Origin of the sequence: Nonomuraea sp. NEAU-A123, from assembly GCF_018603905.1 — a bacterium.
Taxonomy (GTDB): Bacteria; Actinomycetota; Actinomycetes; order Streptosporangiales; family Streptosporangiaceae; genus Nonomuraea.
Map to the genome: position 1 here is coordinate 322155 of NZ_JAHFZZ010000010.1, position 25036 is coordinate 347190.

The window sequence follows — 25036 nt, forward strand, 5'->3', positions numbered from 1 at the left end:
CTTTCGCCTAAAGCTGCCTTTCGCCTACAACCGCCTGCGCGGTCGCCTGTCCTCGTGGGCGGCCTGCTCGGTGCCGAGGAAGCCGAGGAGGAGCTTGTTCACCTCGTCGGGGGCGTCGAGCGGGAGCCAGTGGCCCGCGTCCTCGACGCGCTCGTAGCGCCACGGCCCCTTGACGTACTTGCCGGACGCCGACATGCCCTCTTCCAGCAGCGCCTTGTCCCCCGCTCCCCAGATGCCGAGCGTGGGGGCCAGCACGGGCGGGAAGGGGCGGGCCGGCCGCAGCTCGGCCGCGGGCGAGCGGTTGGCGCGGTACCAGTTCAGCCCCGCCGTCAGGGCGCCGGGCCGGGCCAGGTCGCGCAGGTAACGGTCGTAGTCACCGTCGCGGCCCATGATCTCCTTGAACAGCCGCCACCCGTTGCGCCGCAGCAGCTCCTCGCTCACACCGGGGAACTGGTAGAAGAGCATGTACCAGGAGGCCGCCCGCTGCTCCAGCGAAGGAGTGGCGAAGACGCCCGGGTGCCCGACCGACAGCACGGCCAGGTGGTCGATCCTGCGGGGCATCAGGAAGGCGTACATCCAGGCGATGGCCGCGCCCCAGTCGTGGCCGACGATGTGCGGCCGGCGAATGCCGAGCCGCATGGTCAGCGCGACGACGTCGTTGACGATCGTCTGCATCCCGTACGCCTCGATCTCCTGCGGCTTGCCGGAGTCGCCGAACCCGCGCAGGTCCGGCGCGATCACCCGGAAGCCGCCCTCGACCAGGGCCGGGATCTGGTGCCGCCACAGGTAGGAGGAGTCGGGGAAGCCGTGCAGCAGGATGACGGGGTCGCCTTCGCCCTCGTCGACGTAGGCGAGCTCGACGTCGTTGACCTGGATCCGCTTCTTGTTCATGCCGTCTCCCTGAACAACCGCTCGGCGAAGAACTCGCTGAAACCGAACTCGGGCACGTCCTCGGGGGCGACCATGTTGAGCAGCCCGGTCACCTGCGCGGCGAAGTTCTTGGCCATGAGCTTGCGGACCCGGCGGCGGCGCGCCACGGCCGCGGGCCCGAACTCCACGTGCAGCCTGCTGATGATCGAGGCGCCGAAGTCGAGGCGCTCCAGGCGGAAGTCCCGCTCCTCCAGGTAGGGCGCGAACGCTCCGGGCGACCAGTCGTCGCCGCCGAGCAGGATGTCGCAGACGGTCCGCGAGTCGCGCAGGGCGCAGGAGAGCCCGGTGCCGAGCACGGTGTCGGCGTTGCCGGCCTCGTCGCCGATCAGCACCACGCCCTCGGCCAGCGGCGGCCCCTCGGGCACGCTGGAGACCGATGGCCACACCGACAGCGGGCCCGCCGGGACGGCCTCGGTCACCGCCTTGCCCCTGTCGGGCAGGCAGTCGAGCTCGAACGCGGCCAGGAACCGCTCGACACCGCCGGGGCCGCGGTAGCGGAGCTTGTTGACCGTGGGGAAGTTCAGGTAGAGGCGGGCCCGGCCGTACCCCTGGGGGAAGACCATGAACATGACGTCGCCCTCGGTGCCCATGGCCTGAACGTCGGCGGGCCAACCGGCCATCCCCTCGACCATCATGCCGCCGCCCCAGTGATGCATGGAGTTGCGCATTCTGACGCCGATCTGGCGGCCGACGGTGTTGCCCCGGCCCGTGGCGCCGAGCACCATCCTGGCCCGGATCTCCTGCGGGCCCTCTGCGGTCTGGTAAGTCACCACCGGCTCGCGGCCCGGCGTGACGGAGACGCGCGCCGCGTCCAGCACCAGCCGGGCGCCGCTGTCCGCGGCCTGCGCCGCCATCAGCTCGCACACCTGGTGGTGCGGGAACGACATCGGCCCGCCGATGCCGGGGATGAAGCGGGTCATGTCCACCGCTTCGACCTCGTCCTCGGTGACGGCCTCGTCCCAGGTCATCCACTCCCGGATCTCCCAGCCGCCGCCCGCCCCGAAGCAGTCGTACACGCCCAGCCGCTGCGCCTCCCTGATCCCCCAGGGGGCCAGCCACTCGCCGCGGACCAGGTCCCGGTACTCCTCCTGCTTCTCCAGCAACACGACGGACAGCCCGCCGGCGGCCAGCTTGCAGGCCGCCGAGGCGCCCGCGATGCCGCCCCCGGCAATGACGACGTCGGCGTAGTCGACGGTCATGCCTCCCACCTCTCCCAGTACGTACGTTCGTTCGCCCCGTGCCGATCCGCCGGCCGGAACTCGGTGCCGAGCGTGTAGGCGACCGGGATCAGGCACACCTGGGTGACCCCGGTCGGGATGCCGAGCAGCTCGCCCACCTGACGCTCATGGGGGACGTGCATGCAGGTGATCGTGCTGCCGAGGCCCCGGCTGCGCAGTGCCAGCTGGAACGACCAGATCGCCGGGAAGATGGAGCCGTAGAAGATGCTCGCCCGCATCGGGCCGTGCTGGACCAGGTGTCCCGGGTCCTCGGGGACCTTGTCGGCCATCCGCCGGTCCCAGGCCGTGTTGATGGCCTCGATGTCCGGCGGCCGGCCCAGGACGCAGGGCATGACCAGGACGGGCACCCGCCCGATGGTCTCGACCAGCGCCTCTGCCGAGTCGTAGTTCTTGCGGGCCTGCCGGTTGTTGCGCCGTCTGCCCGCGTTCGTCCACATGTCGTTGCGGTGGAACGTCCAGGAGGTCGTGACCATCTCGGCGATCCGCTCCTTGACCGCCGGGTCGGTGATCACCAGCCAGCGCCAGTTCTGGTGGTTGTTGGCGGTCGGGGCCTGGACGGCGACCTGGAGCGCCTCCCGCACGATCTCGCGGGGCACGGGCCGGTCCAGGTCGAGCCGCCGCCTGACGGAGCGAGTGGTGGTCAGCAGCCGGTCCGTCTCGGCCACGTCGAAGGGCAGTGCTCGCGCGGGCTCGGGCTCAGTGAAAGGCGGCGAGTCCACGGGGCCGGAAAGGGGCAGCGTCGCGGTCATATCGCCCCCAGCAGCACGGCTCCGCGCACCGAGCCGGGCGCGGCGGTCAGCACCAGCGCCTGCCGGACCGGGTCGGCCAGGTCCGGCTTGGTCACATACGAGGCAGGTTCGCCCGCGTGCGGCTCGACCAGCCCGGTGAGAGCGGGCGCGATCCCGTCGCGGATGGCCAGGGCGGCCATGGCGATGTTCATCGCACCGGTGGCGGCCTGGCAGTCACCGGTCAGCCCCGCCGACGCGGTGAGCACCGCACCGGGCAATGCCGCCAGCACCACGGCCGACTCCTCGGCGTCCCCCGGAACCCCGGTGCCCGCACCAACGACCAGTTCGGGCCGGGCCTCGGGCAGCCGGGCAAGCGCCCGCGCGACCAGGCCCTCGCCGTTCGCGGGATCCGCGCCGCTCGCGTGACCCGTCGTGATCGGCTCCCCGCCGCTCGCATGGCCGGTCCCCAGGACCCGCGCGTACGGCCGGCCGTCCCGGCTCGCGCAGTGGTCGGCCGACTCCACCACGAAGGCCACCGCCGCGGACCCGGGAACCGTGCCGGAGTGCCGCCGGTCGTACGGCGACACCACGGCGTCACCGGCGGCCGTGGCCACCGTCTCGTCGGCCGCGACCACCAGCACCACGTCCGCCTTGCCCGCCCGGATCATCTCCAGCGCGCAGTCGAGGGCGATCGACGCCGACGCGCCGCCGTTGCAGATCGTGGTGGTGGGCCCGCGCAGGCCGAGCGTCTGGCAGACCGCGCCACCGGTGGCGTTCAGCACGACGTTGGAGAAGCTCAGCACGGCCGGTTTGTTTGGGTTGGCGGCGATGCTCTCGTCGAACCCGCCGGTGCTCTCCGCCGACCCGGCGCCCGTGGCGAACACCAGCCCGACGTCGTCGAGCTCCTTCCTGGGCAACTGCAGCCCGGCGTCCTCCCAGGCCAGCCGGGACGCGGCGATCGCCATCCTGGACAGGTGGTTCATGTGCCGCCACAGCGAGCGCGGCGCGAACGTCCGCCCGTCGAGCGACGGCGGCCACCCGGCGGCCTGACGGCCGGTGACGATCGCCTCGGTCACCTCGCCGATGCCGGTGCCCAGCCCGGTGACGGGCCCCAGCCCGGTAATGACGGCCGCTCTGTCCGGCAGTTCGTCGTACTCCCGCTCGGGTCGCGGCGTCGTCAGCACGAGCGAGACGTTGTTGCCGCCGAACGCGTAGTTGTTCGACACGACGGTCTCGATCGGCAGCTCCCGTGCCACGTTGGGCACGAAGTCCAGGTCACCCGGCACGGCGTCGTCGAAGCCGATGGTGGGCGGCGCGGTGCCGTGCCGCAGGGCCAGTACGCTCGCGACGGCCTCCACCGCGCCCGCGGCGCCCAGCGTGTGGCCGACGAACGACTTGATGCTGCTGGTGGGCACCTGCCCGGCCCGTTCGCCGAACACCACCCGCATGACCTTGGCTTCCATGGCGTCGTTGGCAGGAGTGCCGGTGCCGTGGCCGCTCACGTAGCCCACGTCGTCGGGGGTCAGGCCGGCGTCCGCGAGCGCCCGCCGTACCGCGCTCGCCCCTCCCCGCCCCGTGGGGTCGGGTGCGGTGGCGTGGTAGGCGTCGGCCGACAGGCCGTAACCGGCGACCTCCGCCAGCGGCGTGGCGCCCCGCGCGAGCGCCCGGTCCAGCGGCTCGAGCAGCAGGAACGCCGCTCCCTCGCCGAGGTTGAGCCCGTCGGAGTGACTGTACGGCCGGCACGGGCCGGTGCTGAGCGCCTTGAGCCCGGCGAAGCCCGCGTACGTGCCGAAGAGCAGCGGGTCCACACCACCGGCCAGGACGACATCGGCCTCGCCGGTGAGGATCTTGTCCTTGGCGAGGCCGACGGCGTTGCCGCCCGCCGCGCAGGCGGTGGACACCAGGATGCGCGGGCCGCGCATCCTGAGCCGGTCCGCGACCACGTCCTCGGTACGGTGCATGGGCTGGTAGCGGCCCGCGGCGTCGGGGGTGGCCTGGCACTTGCCGAGGATGATGCCGAACCGGTCGGGGTCCTCACCCGCCAGGCCCGCCTGCTCGATCGCCTGGCGGGCGGCGATCAGCGCAAGCCGGGCGGTACGGTCCAGGCCGGCGTCGGACTCCGGTAGCTGCCCGTCGATCCACTCGTCGGGTACCTGGCCGGCATGCCGCGCCTCGAACACCGCGAAGGACTCGTCCAGGACCGGCGTGAGACCGCCGGTGCCCGAGATGAGCCGCTGCCAGAACTCCGCCGGATCGCGGCCGATCGCGCAGATGATGCCCAGGCCGGTGACGACGACAGGCCGCAGCGCCATGCTTGTCTCCTTCTCAGAGGGCCGGCCGATCAGATGATCGGGATGCTCCAGCTCTTGGGCACGATGTACGGACTGGTCAGCGTGGTCACCTCGACGCCGCCCACGGTGAACTCCAGCCCGGCGGCGGCCAACTCGGCGTCGACCCTGGCCAGCCCGAGCGTGGCGCCGAGACCGGCGCTGTGCACCGCGTGCACTACCTCGCCGATGTCCTCACCACCGGCCAGCACCCTGGCGCCGACCTCGGGGATGGAGTCGCCACCGGTGAACCCGACCGTGCGGCGACCCTGACCCGACTCGAACGCCGCCAGCACCGCCTCCCTGCCGACGAACTCGTCCTTGGTGACGTCGACCAGCCAGTTGGCGCCGATCTCGATCACACTCGCCCCGGCGGTGGCCTCGTGGCGCGGGATCGGCTGGCGTACCTCCAGCATGGCCAGCTCCAGGGCCTCCTGCCCGGCCGCTCCCGCGTGCTCGAGCGCCTGGCACCACAGCTCGGCCGCGGCCTCGATGGGGACGATCATCTGGTAGCCGTACTCGCCGGTAAAGCCGGTCCGGGCGAAGATGATCTCGGTACCGTTCCAGTCGGTCTCCACCACCGACTCGAACGGCAGCGAGGCCAGCTCGCCGTCGATCAGCCGCCCGACCACACCCCAGGCGTACGGGCCCTCCAGGGCCAGAACCGTGAGGTCGGCCGACCGGTCGGTGATCACGACGCCCTCGTCGTTGTGCTCCTCCAGATGCTCCAGCAGCCGCGTGCCGGCGCCGCAGGAGCTCTCCAGCAGGATCCCGTTCTCCCGGCCGAAGGCCAGCACCTGGTCGACGACCTGCCCGTTCTCGTCCAGGACCAGGCTCATCATGCAGCGCTCCGAGGTGAGGTACTCCACGTCGCGGGCGAGCAGCCGCTGCGCGAAGTCCACCGCCGCGGGGCCGGTGATCTCGATGAGGCGGTTCCCGCTCAGATCGAGTACGGCGGCGCGCTCCCTGAGCACCCGGTACTCGTCGGACGACGCCGAGAAGCGCAGCGGGACCGAGCTGTCACCCACCTCGCCGTAAACGGTGCCCTCTGGATGCAGGTTCGCGAGGACGGTAGCCATGCTTCACACCTTTCGTACGGAACGTTGACCCGCCGGATCGGCGATCGTGAGATTTCCTTCGGCGGCGACCTGGCCATCCACCCGCGCCGACACCCGGTATTCGGCGAACCCGGCACCGCCCGCGGTCCGCTCGGCCGACAGGGTCAGCTGGTCGCCGGGAACGACGGGACGGCGGAACCGCATCGACCTGACCCCGGCCAGATAACTGATCTCGCTCGCACCGGCCAGGGCGAAGACCACCCCGGCCAACTGGGCCAGCGCCTCGATGATCACGATGCCGGGCAGCACGGCCGCGGTCGGGAAGTGGCCCTGGAACCAGAGTTCGGTCCCGGCGACGTTCTTCGTCGCGGTCCCCTTGACCCCCGGCTCCACCTTGCTGACCCGGTCGAGCAGCAGCATCGGCCAGCGATGCGGCAGCACCTGCCTGATCTGATCATGGTTCAACCCGGTCGCCGTAGCCGCCGACGCGGTCGTGGCCGCCCTCGCGGCCGATTTAGTGGCCGACCCGGTAGCCGACCCCGTCCGCGACGCCGTGGCCGGCGCTGCGACGTCCGCCGTCTTGGCCGCCGTCACCGCGGTCGTCGCCGCCGCTGTGGCAGCAGCCGTGGCCGAGGCGAGCTGGGTGGCGCCGATCGTCATGTCGTCGCCCGCAGCGCGGGGTTGACCTCGTCCGCCAGCCGCGACACCGAACCGAAGACGGCCATCTCGCTGTCGTACAGCGCCACGCCGAACTCGGCTTCGATGGCGACGTACAGCTCCAGGACGTCCAGGCTGTCGAGTTCGAGGCCGCGCCCGAAGAGCGGCTGGTCGTCGGTGATCCAGTCCGGCTCGATCTCCAGGTCGAGCCGGGACACGATCATCTTCTTGATCTGGGTGCACGTCTGCCGACGCTCGGCGGCCTTCGCGCGGAGCTGGTCGAGGGTCATCCATCCTCCATGTGCCTCGTGACAGGGACTTGCGGTCGGGAACTGGTACACGGTTCGTAACGGGGTCGGCTCGCAGAGGTCGGCTCACGGCAGGTCGGCTCGCAGCAGATCAGCGCTCGCAGCGGTCAACCGAGGCCGCCGCCGTGGGCGACCACCACCGCACCGGACATGTACGACGCCTTGTCAGAGGCGAGGAAACTCACGATCGTCGCGATCTCCTCGGGCCGGCCCATGCGGCCCAGCCGGATCCGCGACTCGTAGTCCTTCCTGATCTTGGCGGGCACCTTGCGCGTCATATCGGTGGCGACGAACCCGGGCGCCACCACGTTGGCCCGGACCCCATGCGGAGCCGCCTCGTTCGACAGCGCCTGGGTGAAGGCGATGATCGCGCCCTTGGAGGCCACATAGTTCGTCTGGCCGGGGAAGCCGCCGTCCAGCCCGCTGGTCGAGGACACCGTCACGATGGCGCCCCGCCGCTGATGCTGCATGATGCGGAGCGCTTCCCGGCAGGTCAGGAAGGTGCCGATGACGTTGGTGTCGATGGGTTCACGGAACTGATCCAGACTCATGGCGACCAGAAAGCGGTCCAGGGTGATCCCGGCGCTGGTCACCAGCACGTCCAGGCGGCCGTGGTCGGCTCGTACGTCCTGGAACATCCGCCGTACCTCGGCCTCGTCCGTGACGTCGGCCCGCGCGGCCGTCGCGCTGCCGCCCTCTTTCCCGATCAGGGCGACGACCTCTTCGGCGTCCGCCTCCGAACGGGCGTAGTTGACCACGACGTGGGCACCCTCCCGGGCCAGGTCGAGCGCGACCGCCCGGCCGATGCCGCGCGACCCGCCCGTAACCAGGGCCACGGAGCCTTCGGCAAAGAGCATCATCGTCTCCAGGGGTTTGACAATGCGCATACCAAACAATCGGTACCTGCACCGATAAAGCTACTAAAGGCGGATATCACGCCTGTATCATCCGGTTATCTCTGCGTTGACGGCGATAAGGAGATATACGACGCTAATAGCATGCACGAGGTCGATGTTGAGGTTCTTATCGTCGGCGGCGGGCCGGTTGGCCTGTCGGCATCCATCGAGCTGTCCCGCCACGGAATATCCTCCCTTCTCACCGAGAAGCACCCAGGGACCGCGATTTTCCCGAAAGCACGCCTCATTTCCACCAGAACCATGGAAATCTTCCGGGCCTGGGGAATCTCCGAAGAGGTGGAGAGCGCGGGAATGCCGCGCGAGGACGTACTGGCCGTCGGCGTCGGCACCTCGCTGGCATCCAACGACTTCGTCCGGGCAGCGGCGGCGATCGACCGTGACGCGCCGCAGAGCCCCACGTACACGTATCTCTGCTCCCAGGACATCCTGGAAGTGATCCTCCGCAGCTTCGCCGAGTCCCACCCCGAGTCCAACGTCCGCTTCGGAACCACCATGACGGACTTCCACATCACCACGGCCGGCGTAACAGCGATCATCGAGCCCACCACCCCCACCCCCACGCCTGGGGGCGGACCTGCGGACGGACCCATCAGCGAGTCCGCAGCCGGATCCGACGACGGCTGTGTAGCCGCACCCACGACCGGGTCCGCGACCACGGCCGCGGCCGCGACCGGATTCGGGGACGGTCGGCTGCTTGTGCGGGCGCGTTATCTGGTGGCGGCCGACGGGAGTCGCAGTGGGATCCGGGATCGGCTTGGGATCGAGGTCTTGGGGCCGCCGCCGCTGGGGCACATGGTCAGCGTCATGTTCGATGCCGACCTCGGCGGACTGCCCGCCGACCGCCGGGTCGCGCTGTCGTTCCTGCGCAGCGAGCCGCCCTGCGCGGTGGAGGCGGTCGACAACAAGCGGCGGTGGATGATCCAGACCGGGTACGACCCGAGCACCGGCGGCAGCGCGGCCGACTTCACGGATGAGGCGTGCGTGGCGGCGGTGCGGTCGGCCGTCGGCATCCCCGACCTGCCCGTCACCGTCGTCGGGGTCATGCCGTGGCTGCAGCAGGCGGTGGTGGCGACGGGGTTCCGCAGTGGCCCGGTCTTCCTGGCCGGCGACGCCGCGCACGCGACCACTCCGCAGGGCGGGTTCGGCATGAACTGCGGCATCCAGGACGCGCACAACCTCGCCTGGAAGCTAGCCGCCGTCCTCACCGGAACGGCCGGCGAGGAACTGCTGGCCACGTACGAGTCCGAGCGCCGCCCGATCGCCGCCAGGACGGTGGACGAGAGCCTGACCAACGCCCTGATCACCTTCCACATGATGCAGGGACGCCTGTCGATGGGCCAGGCGATCGAGCAGCAGGCTGGACGCCGCAGCTCCGAGGGCCTGATCCTGGGCTTCCACTACGAGTCGACCGCAGTGGTACCGGACGGCACGCCAGACCCGGCACCCGAGGACCCCTACCGGACGTACGTCCCCACGGCCCGCCCCGGCCACCGCGCCCCCCACGTGTGGCTGACGTCCCAGAACAGCGGGACAGACCAACACGTCCACGCGGACCGGGCGGGCCAAACGGATCGAGCAGGTCAGGCAGGTCAGGCAGGCCGGGTGTCGACGCTCGATCTGCTCGGCCCGGCGTTCACCCTCATGACCCCCACAGGCAGCGGCTGGGTCCAGCCCGCCAAAGAGGCGGCGCACCAGCTCGGCCTCACACTGTCCATCGTCGAGATCTCCCGCGAGCCCGACAGCGGCGCCCCCCTCACCTCGCCGACCTGGGCGAACGAGTACGGCGTCGGCGACACCGGTGCCGTGCTCATCCGCCCCGACGGTCATGTCGGCTGGCGTTCACCAGGCGGGGCGGCGTCGCAGGCCGCGCTGGCCGGGGCGTTGGGCGCCATCCTGGCCAGATCGTGATGGTAGCGGGCCCGCGAACGCATCTGCGCGGCCCCGAGGCGTACGGACAGGGGGTTGCCTGACGACGTCGCGACCAGGTCGGTGACCGCCTGCGCCACGGTCGGGGTGTAGGGCGCGCCGACCAGCATGTCGGCGAGCTCCCGCGTCACCTCGGCCGGGAGCGGGCGGACGAACTCGCGGTGCGCCCCCTGCCTGGCCACCAGGTCGTCGAGCAGGTCGGCGCTGGTGATGATCACCCGGCAGTTCGCGCCACCGGGGAGCAGCGGGAGCACCTGGTCGCTGTCCTTGACGTCATCCAGCACCACCAGCAGCCGCCGGCGCGCCGTACAGCTGCGGTAGAGCGCCAGCTTCTCAGCGGGGTCGAGCGGAATGTCCTGGGCGGGCACACCGAGCGCCCGCAGGAACCGGTCGACGACCGCGCCAGCGGACACGCCCCCCACACCGGCGCCCATGCCAGCAGACACGCCGCCCATGTCGGCGTACAGCTGCCCATCCGGAAACCAGTCGATCCTGGCGTGCGCCCAGCGCAGCGCCAGCGCCGACTTGCCGACCCCGCGCGGCCCGCTCAGGACCATCGTCCCCGGCACCGCCACCTCCGGCTCGGGCCGCAACGCCGCGTCCAGCGCGGCGAGCTCGCCCGTGCGGCCGACGTACGGCAGCACCTGCGGCGGCAGTTGCGACGGTACGACCGGACCCGCGCCGACCGGCCGGTGGGCGGCGGCGGGCCGCATGAGCCCGGACTCGTCGCGGAGGATCTGGTCGTGCAGCCGCCGCAGCGCCGGGCCGGGTTCGAGGCCGATCTGCTCCAGCAGGTAGCGGCGCGTCTCCTGGTACGTGCGCAACGCCTCGGCCCGCCGTCCGGCCCGGTACTGCGCCAGCATGAGCTGGGCACGGACCCGCTCCCGGAACGGGCATTCCGCCACGAGGGCCAGCAGTTCGGGGATCACCCGGTGGTGGTGCCCCAGCTCGATCTCCAGCTCCAGGCACGCCTCCAGGGCCTCGAGGCGCGACTCCTCCATCCGCGCCACGTCGTACCGCAGGCCGCGAATGTCCTCGAAGGGGTTGCCCCGCCACAGCGCGAGCGCCTCGCGCAGCAGCAGGACGGCGTCCTCGCGCGCCCCGCCCGCCGCCTGGCCGCGCGCCCGCGCCACCAGCGTCCCGAACCGGAGCCAGTCGATGCCCTCGGCCGAGACCCGCAGCAGGTAGCCGGGGCTGGACGTCTCGATCGCCGTGGCCCCCAGCGTCCTGCGCAGCCGCGACACGCAGATGGCCACCTGCCGCCACGCGCTCTGCGGCGCAGAACCGGCCCAGACCGTCTCGATCAGCCGGTCGACGCTGACGACCCGGTTGGCGTTCAGGACCAGGCTGGCCAGGATCGCCAGCTCCCTGTTCGCGCAGATCTGCAGCTCCTCGCCGCCGTCGAACACCCGGAGCGGGCCGAGGACGCGGAATTCGAGTGCCATCAGCGGTCCGTCCCGGCCGGCCGCGATTTCGCGGCGTAACGCACGACCAGCTCGGCGAGAATGACCTGGCCGTGCTCGGAATGACACATGAACAGATAATGTGGCGCCATGGGGGAATCTCTCCCGCCGATAACTCGGGATATGAACTACTCACAAAGCTAATAACGGCTCCCCGTCCACGTCACCCCTAACCCGCCCCTGCCGACGCGTCACGCCGAACGCACTCGATAGGGGCCATCATTTCGCGACCCGCTCCAGGGGTCGGCTAGGGGTCGTTGAACCCATTCAGGCGGGCCTAGAATTCAACTCAGACGGATTGACCGGCACTTGTCCGCACGGGAGGCGATGCACAGTTCGTTCGCCGTTGCACCCCAGAATGCGAAAGGCCATCACACCATTGGGTGTGATGGCCTTTCGCATGGGGCCGGCCAGGCCCCGCGGAGTTCACTGGGCCTCACGGTCGTGGATGGCGGCCGGCTGCGGGGTCACGACGGCGATGGCGGTCACGATCAGGCCGTTGCCGGTCATCCACCGGCCGGTGAAGCCGCCCAGCCGCCGCCCCTGCCAGCGGGGCCCCAGGATCAGGAGATGCGCGGTGAACGTGTGGCGCACCGGGTCCACGCTGATCCGCGCGTCCTGGAAGTCGAGCCACCGCTTCGCCAGCGGGAACCACGCCTTGTACACCGACTCCTTGGCGCTGAACAGCAGCCGGTCCCAGCACACCGCCGGATGCCCGGCGGCGAGACGGCGGAGCATCTCGCGCTCCTGCGGCAGCGAGATGGCCTCCACGACGCCGTCGGCGAGCGGTTCGTTGGGCTCGCCGTCGATGCCGATCGTCCCCGCCCCCTGGGCGAGCGCGGCGGCCCGGTAGCCGGCGCAGTGGGTGATGCTCCCGATGACGCCCAGCGGCCACAGCGGCTCGCCGCGCAGCCCCGACAGCACGGGCACCGGCGCCACGCCGAGCCCCTCCATCGCCTTGCGCGCGCACAGCCGCGCCGTGGTGAACTCCCTGCGCCGCTTCTCGACGGCCCGCTTGATCAACTGTTCCTCTTCGGGGAAGAGCACCGTCCCGGGCGGGTCGTCGAAGGTGTCGTACGCCTTGACCGTCGCGGGCAGGATCTGCTCGATCATCTTCACTCCGGAGCTGGGAGTACGGTCCTGAGCGGGCCGCCGGTGCGCCCGCGCGGGACCCACTCGCGCGGATAACCCAGAGAGACCTCTTCGAAGCGCACCCCGTCGTGGAACGTCGTGCGAGGGATGTGCAGGTGCCCGTAGACGACCGCGACCGCGTCGTAGCGCCGGGGCCAGCCGGCGGTCGCCTCGGTCCCGCACCACAGGGCGAACTGCGGGTACCGCAGGATCAACGTCGGCTCACGGACGAGCGGGTAGTGGTTGACCAGGACGGTGGGCAGGCGCGGATCCCGCTCGTCGAGGCGGCGCCGGGTCTCCGCGAGCCGCGCCCGGCACCAGTCGTCGCGTGTCGGGTAGGGGTCCGGGTGCAGCAGATATTCGTCCGTGCAGACGACGCCCGCCTCGTGCGCCCCTTCCAGGGCCAGCCGCTTGCCCGCGCCGTTCGCGCCGAAGGTGTAGTCGTACAGCAGGAACAGCGGGGCGACCGTCACCGGACCGCCTAGCCCCCTCCAGATCGGGTAGGGATCCTCCGGCGTCAGCACGCCGAGGCTCCGGCACATCTCCACCAGAGCGAGGTAGCGGTGCTCTCCCCGCAACTGGATCGGATCGTCGCGCGGCGTCCACAACTCGTGATTTCCCGGCGCCCAGACGACCGTGGAGAAACGGCTCTTGAGGAGCGTCAACGCCCATTCGATGTCGGCGAACCGCTCGCCCACATCTCCGGCGATCAGCAGCCAGTCGTCGTCCGAATACGGAAAGACGTTCTGGACGACGGCCCTGTTCTCGGAGAAGGCCACATGGAGGTCGCTGACCGCCAGCAACCTCCCGCCACCCGACCCTCCAACGACCACCTGCACAGCCTATACAGCCACATATTTTTCCGAAAGCACACTTAACAGCTTTATGGGGCGTCAACCCCAGAAAGTAGGGGGTACACGTAGGGGTCATCGCAGGTCACGGCGTTCTCCGAAGAAGTTCCCAGGTCAGCGGGTACGTCCACAACTCACATCATCCAGGAGGCCCCGCAAAACGTAGATATAAGTGGATAAACAGGTAACTTCCAGCGCCTGGCAAAGCCCGCCCGTAGCTCCAAGTCAGACTTTGAGCGGACTTTGACCACGCTTTGAGTGATGCTAGGTATCAATAGAAATGCAGCAGTCTGCGATTGGCACACTAAGGCGGTCCAATTGCGTTACACGAGGCTGGGACGGGCCGGGCCGGTCATCTCGAACATCGGACTCGGCTCGCTGGCCCTGAGCGGCGCCTATGGCCCCATCGGCGGCGACGAGGCGTTCGGCCTTTTGCGCAAGGCCCTGGACGGTGGCGTGACGCTCCTGGACACCGCCGACTTCTACGCCGCCGGAGAGGTGGAGCGCCTTGTGGGCCGGGCCATCGCCGGGCGGCGCGACGAGGTGGTGGTCTCGACGCGCGGCGGCGTGCGCCGCGGCGGGCCCGGCGAGCCGATCGAGTTCGACGCGAGCCCCGACTACCTGGCGCGGTCCTGCGAGGCGTCGCTGGAACGCCTCGGCGTCGACTGCGTCGATCTGTACTACCTGCACTGCCAGGACGACCGCGTCCCGGTCGAGGAGGCCGTGTCCCGGCTGTCCGAGCTGGTGCGGGCGGGCAAGATCCGCTATCTCGGCCTGTCCAACGGCACCGTCGACCAGGTACGGCGGGCGCACGCCGTCCATCCCGTCACCGCGCTCGCCATCGAGTTCTCACTCTGGGGCCGCTACGCCCCGCCGGAGCTCCTCGACGAGGCGCGACGGCTCGGCCTCGCCGTGGTCGCCGCCCGCCCGCTCGGCCGCGGCTTCCTCACCGGCCGGATCAGGTCACCGCTCCAGCTCGGCACCGACGACTGGCGGCACGCGGACCCGCGCTTCCAGCAGGAGCACCTGCGGCTGAGCGTGCGCCCGCTGCGGCAGATCGAGGCCGCGGCGGCACAGCTCGACCTGGGCGCCGGCCGGCTGGCGCTGGCCTGGCTGCTCTCCCACGGCGAGCACGTCGTGCCCGTGCCGAGCACCCGCGACCAGGTGCACCTGGAGATGAACCTCGCCGCCTCCGACGTACGCCTCACCCTGGAGACCCGCGACAGACTGGCCGGCATCCTGCCGCCCATCGACGCGAACCAGCCGGGATCCCTCCTGCTCTGACGCGTCTGCTCCGGCTGAAACTCCGGCTGAAACTCCCGCTCTGACACCAGGTCAGACCCCGGCTCAGTCGGGGTCGTTCCTGCTCTGCGGCGAGATCAGGGACGCGGCGAGCGCCTTGTTGACGGCGTCGATCCTGGACACGGCGTTGAGCTTGACGAAGATGTTGCGCATGTGCCGCTTCACGGTGGCCTCGGCGAGCCCGAGCCGGCGGGCGATCTGGCCGTTGCTGAGCGCCTGCGCGGCAAGCTGGAGCACCTCCTGCTCCTTCTGCGACAGCACGCCGGGCGATGGCCCCTCCACATGGGCGAGGCTGTGGCGCGACACCGCGAGCACCACCCTGGCCGGGTCCTCGTACACGCTCCTGATCGCCGCGATCAGCTCGTGCCGGTGCACGCTCTTGAGCAGGTAGCCGCGGATGCCCGCGGCCAGCAGCCTGGTGAGGAGCTGCGGCCCGTCGTACATGCTCAGGATGATGATCTGCGTCTCCGGGGACAGGCACCGGATCCGGGTGACGGTCTCGGTCACCTCGTCGCCGGGGATCTCCACGTCGAGCAGGACCACGTCGGGCCGGGTCTCGACGACGACGGCCAGCGCGGTCGGGGAGTCGCCGGCCTCGCCGACGATGCTCATGTCACCGGAGGCCTCGAGGATCTCGCGCAGTCCCTCCCGGAAGAGCGCATGGTCGTCCACGATGGCGACACTGATCTTGGTGTTAGGGTCGGTCCGGTTCATGGTGCTGTCTCTTGAGAGGGATGAAGAGCTCGACGAGACAGCCGTTGCCCTGTTCGCTGGTGATGGCCACGCGGCCCCCGAGCAGCTCGGCGCGCTCCCGCATGGAGGTGAGGCCCACGCCGCTGCGGTCGCGGGCGTTCGACAGGTCGAAGCCCTGCCCGTTGTCCTGGACGGTCGCGCTGAGCTCGTGCGGCGCGATGTCCACCCGCATGAGGATCACCGAGGGCCCGGCGTGGCTCAGGGCATTGCGGGCGGCCTCCCGGATGATGAGGAACGCCTCGTCGAGGACCCTCGGCTCCGCCCATGACTCGTCACCGTTCACATCGAGGCCGACGGACACGACATCGTCCTCGACCGCCTCCAGGAAACCGAGCAGCGCCTTCTCCAGGCTCCTCACGGGCACCTGGGGATGCAGCTCGGAGGTTATCTGCCGCAGGTTCTCCATGGTCTCCTGGATGGCCTGCTGGGCGACCCCGATCTTGACCACGGCCCTGGCCGGGTCGGTGGGCCGGTGCACCTCCGACAGGGCCAACTGCTGGTGCGCGACGCTGATCCCGTGGCCGATGCGATCGTGCAGCTCACGGGCGATGCGGCGGCGCTCCTCGCCCTGGGCCTCCTGCACCTGGTTGAGCAGGAAGCCGTGATAGCTCTCCGCGGACTCGCGGATTCGCCGGGAGAGGCTCTCCTCCATTCCGGTGGCCACGAGCGTGAATGCTTCGGCCGGCGAGTCGGCCTCGACGGCTATTCGCCGCGCCAGTTGGCTCAGGGCCACCCGGAAAAAAAGCGAGCCCGCCTCAAGTGAGGCCTTCGGATGAACTCCGGTCGAGGCGCGAGTAGTGCCGACTTCCCATGCGTGGAACTTATAGAGCTCGTTGACCTGCACTTTTCCGGCACGGAGCGTGGCCGCCACATCGTCGAGGACGAACTGGGCGGTCATTAGCGCTTGGTGCGTGGCGCGCGGATCCGCGGAGAGTGCGTTGCCCGTGGCTTGAAGCTGTGACTCGAATTCCCTGAGGATTTCTTCTCGACAAGCATCAACGAATCTCGCAGGGTCGTTCTCAGCATCGTATGCCGCATCCAAGGAGCCCCCTTGGCCATGGGACGCGCGTGCCCCAACTATCTCGCAGGTGCCTCACCAAAGCAACATATAAGGTCAGATATTAGAGATCAGCGCGGTAATGTGAACAAGATGCTGCGTAGCCATGAACGCCCTGTAAGGCCGGCGTTGTTGATCAGGTCCGCCTCTCGCGGCTGAGCGGCCCGCCACGATCACCGCCACCGTGCCCGCGATCACGGCCAGGCAGACACCGGCGAGCGGCACGCCGAGGAACCCGACGACCGCGCCGAACGCGGCGGCCAGCGTGAGCGCGGCCACGTACATGAGGTGCCGCGACATCCGCTCGCCGCAGGTCACGCCGATGGTGCGCCGGCCCGCCACGGCGTCTCCCGCGATGTCGGACAGATCCTTGGCCGGTATGCCCACGAAGGTCATCCAACAGGTGGCGGCGATGGCGAACACGATCAGCCCCGTCGGCGTCGACGTGCTCTCGCCGCCGGTGGCCACGGTCAGCCCGCCCCAGTACGACAACAGCCCTGACGTGCACAGCACCATGACGGTGCCCACGGAACCGCTCTTGAGATGGAACGGCGGAGCCGAGTACAGGTAGCCGAGCACCAGGTTGATCCCGATGATCCAGGTCAGTTCGTGGGGCAGGCCGGCGGTGGCGGCGATCGAGAGGCCGGCCACGAAGGCGGCGACGGTCGCCGCGCTCAGCGGGTCGAGGTCACCGCGGGCGATCGGCCGGCGGGACCCGTTGACCCGGTCCTCCGTGACGTCGGTGACGCCGTTCAACAGGTAGATGGCGAAGATCGACAGAACCCAGGCAGCGGCTCCCTGCAGCACTTTCGCCGGCTCCGGCGCGGCCGAGACCGGGACGGCGAGCGCGGCTCCGGTCATGAAGCGAAGGGTGGAGACAGCGAGTACGGCAGGGCGGGCCTCGACGAAGCACAGCCGGAGCATCCGCGCACTGGATCGCAGGGCGGTGGCGCCTGGCGCTTGATTGGACACCGATAAGCTGACCATGACCGGATTGTGACCCGTGGTAAGAGATCCGGTAAGGGCGGTATCCGAAAGTTGTAGTGGGCATTGGTACTTTAGATACCCCCCGTACTACTCTCGGCGATCCACCCCGAACTCCTGGGGATCCGCCTTGTCCGATCACCAGCGCCCTTATAGCTTGAGGTCGTCGGCGGGGGCAAGGAATGCATTTCCCGGCCGCACCGGACTGATAATCCTCACGTTAGGTAATCTGATGCCGGATTTCAAGCTGCTGGGGCCGATGGAGATGGTCGACGACCGCGGCATCTCCCATATCCCGGCGGGCCCGAAGGTCCGGCAGGTGCTCGCGTTACTCGCGCTCAATGCCGGAAAGATCGTGGACGTCGATCTCTTCATCCGCGAATTGTGGAGCGAGCACGAACCGAAAGACGCCGTCAAGACGCTGCAGACGCACATTTACCACCTCCGCCGAATTCTGCTGAGAATGGGCCCGGCCGTGGCCCAGCTCGTCACCACCCGGGCCCCCGGCTACGTGCTGCGCGCCGACCCGGAGCGGGTGGACGCGCTCGTCTTCCCCCGCCTCGTCGAGCGGGCCGCCGCCCACCACCGGGCGGGCGACCACGAGGCCGCCGACCTGGTCCTTCGGAAAGCGCTGTCCATGTGGTCCGGTCCCCCGCTGGCGGACGTGCCGCGCGGAGCGGTGCTCGGCCCGCGCGCCATCGCCCTCGAGGAGCAGCGGCTGCGGGCGGTGGAGATGCACCTGGAGACCCGGATCCGGCTGGGCCTGCACGGCGAACTCATCGACGAACTCCGCGTCCTCGTGGCCGCCTATCCGTTGAACGAGAACTTCCATACCCAGCTCATCACGGCACTCGGCCGCGCGGGCCGGCGCGCCGATGCCTGGCGCGCCTATGAAGGGCTGCGCGCGCTGCTGGAAGCCGAGCTGGGCGTGGAGCCCGCCTTCGACCTCCAAAACCTCCATTTGGCCAAAAAGGAAGTGTGATGATGAAAGGCGTCGAGCGTTACGCCGGATTCACCCCCGTAGACCTGACCGACCGCACTTGGCCGAGCAATCGCATAGTGGCGGCACCCCGCTGGTTATCGACCGATCTTCGTGACGGCAACCAGTCGCTGGCCAACCCGATGACCCCTGAGCGGAAGCTCAAGATGTTCGACCTCCTGGTGGATATCGGGTACAAGGAGATCGAGGTCGGTTTTCCCGTCGCCAGCCAGAACGACCACGACTTCGTCCGCCTGCTGATCGAGCGCGACCGGATCCCCGACGACGTGCGGATCACGGTGCTCACGCAGGCCCGCGACGAGCTGATCGAGCGGACCGTGGAGTGCCTCGAAGGGGCGCCCCGGGCCATGATCCACGTCTACAACGCCACGTCGCCGCTGTTCAGGCGGGTGGTCTTCGATATGAGCCGCGCCGAGTGCAAGGACCTGGCCGTCCAGGGCACCCGCCTGATGATGAAGTACGCGGAGCGGACGCTGCGCGACTGCGATCTGGGCTACCAGTACTCCCCCGAGCTGTTCAACGAGACGGAGCTCGACTTCTCCCTCGAGGTGTGCGAGGCCGTCATGGACGTCTGGCAGCCGGAGCGCGGGCGCGGGATCATCCTCAACTTCCCGACCACGGTCGAGCGGTCGCTGCCCAACGTGTTCGCCGACCAGATCGAGTGGCTCGACCGCAACCTGTCGCGCCGCGAGCACGTCTGCCTGTCCGTCCACCCGCACAACGACCGCGGCACCGGAGTGGCCGCCGCCGAGCTGGCCCTGCTGGCGGGCGCCGAGCGGGTCGAGGGCTGCCTGTTCGGCAACGGCGAGCGGGCCGGCAACGTCTGCCTGGTGACGCTGGGCATGAACATGTACACCCACGGGATCGACCCGGGCATCGACTTCTCCGACATCAACGCGATCAGGCGCACGGTCGAGCTCTGCAACGAGCTGCCCGTGCATCCCCGGCATCCCTACGGCGGCGACCTGGTCTACACGGCCTTCTCCGGCTCGCACCAGGACGCCATCAAGAAGGGCTTCGACGACCTGGAGCGCGCGGCCGGCGAGAGCGGCGCCGACGTCGCCGAGTTGCCGTGGCGCATGCCGTACCTGCCCGTCGACCCCAAGGACGTGGGCCGTACGTACGAGGCGGTCGTGCGGGTGAACAGCCAGTCCGGCAAGGGCGGCGTCGCCTACGTGATGAGCGCCTGGCACGGGCTCAACCTGCCGCGCGGGATGCAGGCCGACCTGTCGGCCAAGGTCCAGGCGCGGGCCGACGTGATGGGCGGCGAGCTGTCGCCGAGCCGGATCGGGGCCATCTTCCGCTCGGAGTACCTGCTCCGCGGCGACCCGTCGGAGCCCCTGTCCATGGGACAGGAGCCGGTGACGGCGGCGCTGTACATCGACGGGCGGTTCGACGTCGGCGGCGACCGGGCGGACGCCTGCCGCGCGCTCGGCTCGGTGCTGGAGCCTTGGGGCATCCAGGTCCGCGTCGTGCACCGGACCGGCCGCCCGCTCGACCACGAGCAGCCCGGCGGACCCGGCGACCGCTCGGGCGACGAGACGGTGATCTACGCCGAGTGCCGGATGGGCGGCGCCGTCGCCTGGGGCGCCGGCATCGACAAGGACATCGCCACGGCCGCCTACTCGGCCGTCCGCGCGGCCCGCGCCCGCCTCACCAAGAACGAGCCCAACCTGCGTATCACCGAACGACGCACCGAAATGGAGACCCGCGATGCTGAAGAGAATCCACCGGCAGCGCCCGCGCGGACCCCGCACCCGAGGCCGCATGGACCTGCGCACCCCGTCCGGCCGCAAGCTGCCCTTCTGACACCCAGCCGACTCTGATCTCCAACCGACAAAGGGAGGCCGATCATGGCCATAGACGAACGACGGGAGGGCCTGACCTCCCTGGAGGAACTGCTGACCGAGACGGTCGCGGGCAAGGGCAGGATCGCCATGGTGACCGGCGCGATCGCGACCGGCAAGAGCGAGCTGCTGTACGCGTTCTCCGAGCAGGCGTTCGAGCACGGCGCGTTACCGCTCACCGCCACGGGATCCCTGGCCGAGAGCGGCCTCCCGCTCGGCGTGCTGGCCCAACTGCTGCACAACGCGCCCCTGACGGAGGAGCAGCGGGCCAGGACCATGAACCTGCTGCACGAGGGCATGAGCTCGCAGCTGTCGATCGACCCGCAGGCCGAGGCCATCGGCCACATGGACGTGCAGATCGTCGACGCCCTCTGCTCGGCCCTGCTCGAACTGTCCGAGCGCTGCCCGCTGGTGATCGCCGTAGACGACGTCCACCAGGCCGACCGCGCCTCGCAGCTCTGCCTGGCCTACCTGGCGCGGCGGGTCAAGTTCGCGCAGGTCATGCTGGTCTTCAGCGCGCCGGACCACAGCGCGCACGTCCAGACGCTCTTCCACACCGAGGTGCTGCGGCAGCCGCACTGCCGGCCCATCCGGCTCACCCACCTGTCCGCCGAGGACGTGGCGCGCTGGGTGACCGGCCGGGCGGGCGCCGAGGCCGCCGACCGGTACGCGGCCGACTGCTACGCGCTGAGCGGCGGCAACCGGCTGCTGGTGAGCGCGCTCGTGGAGGACTTCCAGGCCACCGGCGCCCCCGGCGCGAGGTATGGCGAGGGCACAGTGGCCTGCCTGCGCCGTGCTGACCGCCGGATGACGGTCGTCGCCAGGGCGCTGGCCGTCCTGGGCGAACCCGCCTCGATCGGCCGGCTGCTCGGCGGCGGCGAGGCGGCGGTCATCAAGCTGCTGAGCAGCGGCGACGTAGCGGGCGCCGAGACCGCGGCGGGCCGGCTGCTGGGCGAGGGCGAGGCGGCGGTCGCCAAGGCGATCCAGGCGCTGACCGGCGCCGGCGTGCTGGCGCACGGCCACTTCCGCCACCCGGCGGCCAGGGCGGCCGTGCTCGCCGACCTCGACGCCGCCGAACGCATCGACCTGCACCGCCGGGCCGCCGAGCTGACGTACGAGAGCGGCGCCCCCGCCTCCGTCGTCGCCGAGCACCTCTTGCAGGCCAGCCACGCCGGCGACCCCTGGGCGATCTCGGTCCTGGAGGAGGCGGCGCGGCAGGCGCTGCGCGACGACGGCGTGGAGTCGGCCATCGAGTACCTCAAGCTCGCCTGGCGGGCCTGCGTGGACGAGCGGCGGCGGGCCAGGATCACCACCACGCTCGTACGGGCGGAGTGGCGGATCAACCCGAGCGCCCCCGCCACGCACCTGGCCGAGCTGACCGATGCCCTGCACAAGGGCTACCTGGGCGGCGGCGACACGGTGGTGCTGGCCAAGGCGCTGCTGTGGCACGGGCACGTCGAGGACGCGAAGGACGTCCTGGCCCACCTCAACGAGCTGCCCGAGCTGGACCAGGAGACCGTGGCCGAACTGGCCGCGGCCCGCCCCTGGTTCCGCAGCCTGTACCCGTCGTTCCTGCCGCACCTGCCGAAGGTCAGCGGCGAGCAGGCGAGCAACGCCGCCTCGTCCGCCGGCGTCGGCCGCCGGATGGAGTCGGCGGGCCTGCTGGCCGGCGTCCTGACCCAGGGCCCCCGCGAGGAGACCGTGGCCACGGCCGAGCGGATCCTGCGCGGCTCCCGGCTGGACGAGATGACGATGGACACGGTGGAGACGGCGCTGCTGGCTCTGACGTACACGGACCGGCCGGGCAAGGCGGCGCCGTGGTGCGACGCGTTCATCGACGAGGCGGCCTCGCGGCGCGCCCCGAGCCGGCAGGCCCGGCTGTCCGCCATCCGGGCGGAGATCGGCCTGCGCAGGGGCGACCTGGCGGCGGCGGCCTACGACGCCCAGCGGGCTCTGGAGATCATCCCGGCCACCAGCTGGGGCGTGGCCGTCGGCGGGCCGCTGGGCAGCCTGCTGCTGGCGGGCGCGGCGATGGGCCGGCTGGACGAGCACATGCGGCTGTTCAACCACCCCGTGCCCGAGGCGATGCTGGAGACCAGGTTCGGGCTGCAGTACCTGCACGGCAAGGGCCGCTTCAACCTCATGGCGGGCCAGCCGCACCAGGCGCTGCGCGACTTCCAGCTCTGTGGTGAGCTCATGCGCAGGTGGGAGCTGGACGTGCCGGGGTTCATCGCCTGGCGTACGGACGCGGCCGAGACCCTGATCCGGCTGGGCGATCACGAGGAGGCGCGCCGCCTGATCGACGAGCAGCTCGCCCGGTGCGGGCAGCAGTCCCGGCGCGTGCAGGGCATCGCGATGCGCCTGCTGGCCGCCGTGAGCGAGACGCGGCACCGCCCGATGCTGCTGCGCAAGTCGGCCGACCTGCTCCAGTCGGGCGGCGACCGGTACGAGCTGGCCAGGGCGCTGTTCGACCTGACGGCGGCCTACCACGCCAACGGCGAGTACCGGCGGGCGGGCATGTTCGGCAGGCGGGCCCGGCTGCTCGCGGCGGAGTGCCAGGCCGAGCCGCTGACCCTGGCGCTCAACCGGGGCGGCAAGGACGACCAGGGCACGCCCGGCGTGACCGGGATCCTCAGCGACGCCGAGCGGCGCGTGGCGGCGCTGGCGGCCGAGGGCTACACCAACAGGGAGATCTCCGCCAAGCTGTTCATCACCGTGAGCACGGTGGAGCAGCACCTGACCCGGATCTACCGCAAGCTCAACGTCACCCGGCGCACCGAGCTGCCGGCCAGTCTCACAGGCGAGAACTCCATGCGGGCGCAGGTGTTCAGCTGATGTGAAAGCCCCCGAAAGGCGCGTCACGCGCCTTTCGGGGGTCGGTTCATTCGGCGATGGCGGTACGCATGAACCAGTGCAGGACCGGGACTTTCTCGCCATCGAGTTCCGTGCTCTGGCCCCGATGCCTGAAGTGCTCGTACCCGGCGCCGAGCGGCAGCTTGAACGTCTCGGCGACGGTGGGCACCCGCTGGACCCGCCGGTGAACCGGCAGGTAGGGCGGGCCGCCCTCCAGAAAGACTCTGATCAGGGACATGGTGGCGCCTCCTCTAATGGGCTTCACAGGGGGATATTCGAATGTCGTCCTCTCGTGTGCGGTGCGCGGGCGAGTGCCTCGGCGAGCCGGAACCGCGTGGTCGCGGGCGCGATGACCTCGTCGACCACGCCGAGCGACATCGCCCGTTCGACCCCGCCGGAGATCCGCTGGTGCTCCTCGACCAGCCGGGCCAGCAGCTCGGGCCGGTCGGCCTCGGGGGCCGCGGCGAGTGCCTTCCTGTGCAGGATGCCGACCGCCGCCTCGGCTCCCATCACCGCCACCTCGGCGTCGGGCCAGGCGAAGACCGTCGTGGCGCCGAGGGAGCGGGAGTTCATGGCGATGTAGGCACCGCCGTACGACTTGCGGGTGATCAGGGTGACCCGGGGCACGACCGACTCGGCGAAGGCGTGCAGGAGCTTGGCGCCCCGCCTGACGACCCCGCCCCACTCCTGCCCGACTCCCGGCAGGTAGCCGGGCACGTCCACCAGGACGACGAGCGGGACGCCCAGCGAGTCGCACATGCGGACGAAACGCGAACTCTTCTCGGCCGACAGCGAGTCGAGGCAGCCGCCCTTGCGCAGGGGGTTGTTCGCCAGCAGGCCGACGGTCCGGCCGCCGAGGCGGCCGAGGCCGACCAGCATGTTCGGGGCCCAGCGGGGCTGGAGCTCCTCGAACACCGGCCCGCGCTCGTCGCGGTCCATGACGCCGTGCACGAGCGGCCGTACGTCGTAGGCGCGGCGCGGCGATTCGGGCAGCAGCGCGCCCAGGTCCTCCCAGTCCTGCAGCAGGTCGAGGTCGAAGCTGCCCGGGCGGGCGAAGAATCCGGTGAGCCGCCGGGCCCGCGCGTATGCCTCGTCCTCATTCCCGACGATGACGTGGGCGACCCCGGATTTGCCGCCATGGGCTTCTGGACCGCCGAGCCCGGCCATGTCGATTTTCTCGCCGGTGACGCTCCGCACGATATCCGGACCGGTGACGAAGACCCGCCCGGAATCGGCCATGATCACGATATCGGTGAGCGCCGGGCCATAAGCAGCGGCACCCGCGGCGGGCCCGAGAATGACTGAGATCTGCGGTATCACTCCAGAGGCCTTCGTCATGGCGGCGAACATCCGGCCCACGCCGTCCATCGATTCCACGCCGTCGGCGAGCCGGGCGCCGCCCGAATGCCATAACCCGATCACCGGGCAGCCGAGCCGCACGGCGGCCTCGATGGCGTCGACGATGTGGCGGGCGCCCGCCGCGCCCAGAGAGCCGCCCATCCGGGTGGCGTCGGTGCAGTAGGCCACGATGCGCGAGCCGTCGACCAGGCCGGATACAGCCAGGACACCGCTGTCGTCGGCATCGTGGAGCGGCACGAGAGAGCCGGGGTCCGCCAGCCGCGCGAGGCGGACGGACGGCGATCGGGTGTCTGCGGATTGCTCGACCAGAACAGTGGACATAGGCCATTTCCCTGCTGCCGTGAATC

The 25036-nt window shown here is 70.4% G+C and carries 21 protein-coding genes; 5 read left to right on the forward strand and 16 right to left on the reverse strand.

The annotated features are described in order from the left end of the window. Nucleotides 1–24: 24 nt before the first annotated feature. The 8 genes from KLK06_RS31400 to KLK06_RS31435 all read right to left on the reverse strand — a co-directional run bounded on the left by KLK06_RS31400 (nt 25) and on the right by KLK06_RS31435 (nt 8133). Entirely contained in the window at nt 25–891 is an 867-nt protein-coding gene (locus tag KLK06_RS31400; protein WP_214639271.1) for an alpha/beta fold hydrolase, read from the reverse strand. After that, the gene (locus KLK06_RS31405) at nt 888–2129 is read right to left on the reverse strand and encodes an NAD(P)/FAD-dependent oxidoreductase (RefSeq protein WP_214639272.1); all 1242 of its coding nucleotides are present in this window, start codon (nt 2127–2129) and stop codon (nt 888–890) included. The genes KLK06_RS31400 and KLK06_RS31405 overlap by 4 nt, the downstream gene beginning before the upstream one ends. Beyond that, nucleotides 2126–2917, reverse strand: coding sequence for a nitroreductase family protein (locus KLK06_RS31410; protein WP_214639273.1), 792 nt, complete (start codon nt 2915–2917; stop codon nt 2126–2128). Before KLK06_RS31410 ends, KLK06_RS31405 begins: the two co-directional genes overlap by 4 nt. Continuing rightward, nucleotides 2914–5208 (reverse strand): beta-ketoacyl-[acyl-carrier-protein] synthase family protein, encoded by a 2295-nt coding sequence (locus tag KLK06_RS31415; RefSeq protein WP_214639274.1) that lies wholly within the window; start codon nt 5206–5208, stop codon nt 2914–2916. The genes KLK06_RS31410 and KLK06_RS31415 overlap by 4 nt, the downstream gene beginning before the upstream one ends. 29 nt (nt 5209–5237) lie before the next feature. Next, nucleotides 5238–6302: an aminomethyltransferase family protein gene (locus KLK06_RS31420; RefSeq protein ID WP_214639275.1), complete on the reverse strand. Its 1065-nt coding sequence runs from the start codon at nt 6300–6302 to the stop codon at nt 5238–5240. Nucleotides 6303–6305: 3 nt separating this feature from the next. Beyond that, a complete protein-coding gene (gene fabZ / locus KLK06_RS60300) occupies nt 6306–6941 on the reverse strand; it encodes a 3-hydroxyacyl-ACP dehydratase FabZ (protein ID WP_250906282.1) in 636 nt (211 codons plus the stop codon). After that, on the reverse strand, nt 6938–7228 hold the full coding sequence (locus tag KLK06_RS31430) for an acyl carrier protein (RefSeq protein WP_214639276.1): 291 nt from the start codon (nt 7226–7228) through the stop codon (nt 6938–6940). Before KLK06_RS31430 ends, fabZ begins: the two co-directional genes overlap by 4 nt. A 125-nt stretch (nt 7229–7353) precedes the next feature. Further along, nucleotides 7354–8133, reverse strand: coding sequence for a 3-oxoacyl-ACP reductase family protein (locus tag KLK06_RS31435; RefSeq protein WP_250906283.1), 780 nt, complete (start codon nt 8131–8133; stop codon nt 7354–7356). 111 nt (nt 8134–8244) lie between these two features. On the opposite strand from KLK06_RS31435, the gene KLK06_RS31445 reads away from it, so the two are divergent. Continuing rightward, nucleotides 8245–10071, forward strand: coding sequence for an FAD-dependent monooxygenase (locus KLK06_RS31445; protein ID WP_250906284.1), 1827 nt, complete (start codon nt 8245–8247; stop codon nt 10069–10071). Here KLK06_RS31445 and KLK06_RS31450 read toward each other — a convergent pair. From KLK06_RS31450 to KLK06_RS31460, 3 genes are all read right to left on the reverse strand, one after another. Further along, a complete protein-coding gene (locus KLK06_RS31450) occupies nt 9987–11534 on the reverse strand; it encodes an AfsR/SARP family transcriptional regulator (protein WP_214639277.1) in 1548 nt (515 codons plus the stop codon). The genes KLK06_RS31445 and KLK06_RS31450 overlap by 85 nt on opposite strands. A 444-nt stretch (nt 11535–11978) precedes the next feature. After that, complete coding sequence (locus tag KLK06_RS31455) at nt 11979–12665, reverse strand: 4'-phosphopantetheinyl transferase (protein WP_214639278.1); 687 nt, start codon at nt 12663–12665, stop codon at nt 11979–11981. A gap of 2 nt (nt 12666–12667) precedes the next feature. Next, the gene (locus tag KLK06_RS31460; RefSeq protein WP_214639279.1) at nt 12668–13516 is read right to left on the reverse strand and encodes a metallophosphoesterase; all 849 of its coding nucleotides are present in this window, start codon (nt 13514–13516) and stop codon (nt 12668–12670) included. A gap of 336 nt (nt 13517–13852) precedes the next feature. Between KLK06_RS31460 and KLK06_RS31465 the strand changes: the two genes are divergently transcribed. Further along, entirely contained in the window at nt 13853–14818 is a 966-nt protein-coding gene (locus KLK06_RS31465; RefSeq protein WP_214639280.1) for an aldo/keto reductase, read from the forward strand. Nucleotides 14819–14881: 63 nt separating this feature from the next. Here KLK06_RS31465 and KLK06_RS31470 read toward each other — a convergent pair whose 3' ends face one another. The 3 genes from KLK06_RS31470 to KLK06_RS31480 all read right to left on the reverse strand — a co-directional run bounded on the left by KLK06_RS31470 (nt 14882) and on the right by KLK06_RS31480 (nt 17633). Beyond that, nucleotides 14882–15550 (reverse strand): response regulator transcription factor, encoded by a 669-nt coding sequence (locus KLK06_RS31470; RefSeq protein ID WP_214639281.1) that lies wholly within the window; start codon nt 15548–15550, stop codon nt 14882–14884. After that, nucleotides 15531–16487, reverse strand: coding sequence for a sensor histidine kinase (locus KLK06_RS31475; RefSeq protein WP_214639282.1), 957 nt, complete (start codon nt 16485–16487; stop codon nt 15531–15533). Before KLK06_RS31475 ends, KLK06_RS31470 begins: the two co-directional genes overlap by 20 nt. 216 nt (nt 16488–16703) lie before the next feature. After that, the gene (locus KLK06_RS31480) at nt 16704–17633 is read right to left on the reverse strand and encodes a UbiA family prenyltransferase (protein ID WP_214639283.1); all 930 of its coding nucleotides are present in this window, start codon (nt 17631–17633) and stop codon (nt 16704–16706) included. Between the two features lie 229 nt (nt 17634–17862). On the opposite strand from KLK06_RS31480, the gene KLK06_RS31485 reads away from it, so the two are divergent. The 3 genes from KLK06_RS31485 to KLK06_RS31495 are packed head-to-tail and all read left to right on the forward strand — an operon-like array spanning nt 17863 to nt 23312. Continuing rightward, the gene (locus KLK06_RS31485) at nt 17863–18612 is read left to right on the forward strand and encodes an AfsR/SARP family transcriptional regulator (protein ID WP_214639284.1); all 750 of its coding nucleotides are present in this window, start codon (nt 17863–17865) and stop codon (nt 18610–18612) included. A gap of 2 nt (nt 18613–18614) precedes the next feature. After that, nucleotides 18615–20456, forward strand: coding sequence for a 2-isopropylmalate synthase (locus KLK06_RS31490; protein WP_214639357.1), 1842 nt, complete (start codon nt 18615–18617; stop codon nt 20454–20456). Between the two features lie 27 nt (nt 20457–20483). Further along, entirely contained in the window at nt 20484–23312 is a 2829-nt protein-coding gene (locus KLK06_RS31495; protein ID WP_214639285.1) for a helix-turn-helix transcriptional regulator, read from the forward strand. Nucleotides 23313–23358: 46 nt separating this feature from the next. On the opposite strand, the gene KLK06_RS31500 is transcribed toward KLK06_RS31495, so the two are convergent. After that, a complete protein-coding gene (locus tag KLK06_RS31500; protein WP_214639286.1) occupies nt 23359–23568 on the reverse strand; it encodes a DUF5988 family protein in 210 nt (69 codons plus the stop codon). A 23-nt stretch (nt 23569–23591) separates the two neighbouring features. Beyond that, the gene (locus tag KLK06_RS31505; RefSeq protein WP_214639287.1) at nt 23592–25010 is read right to left on the reverse strand and encodes an acyl-CoA carboxylase subunit beta; all 1419 of its coding nucleotides are present in this window, start codon (nt 25008–25010) and stop codon (nt 23592–23594) included. Nucleotides 25011–25036 lie beyond the last annotated feature (26 nt).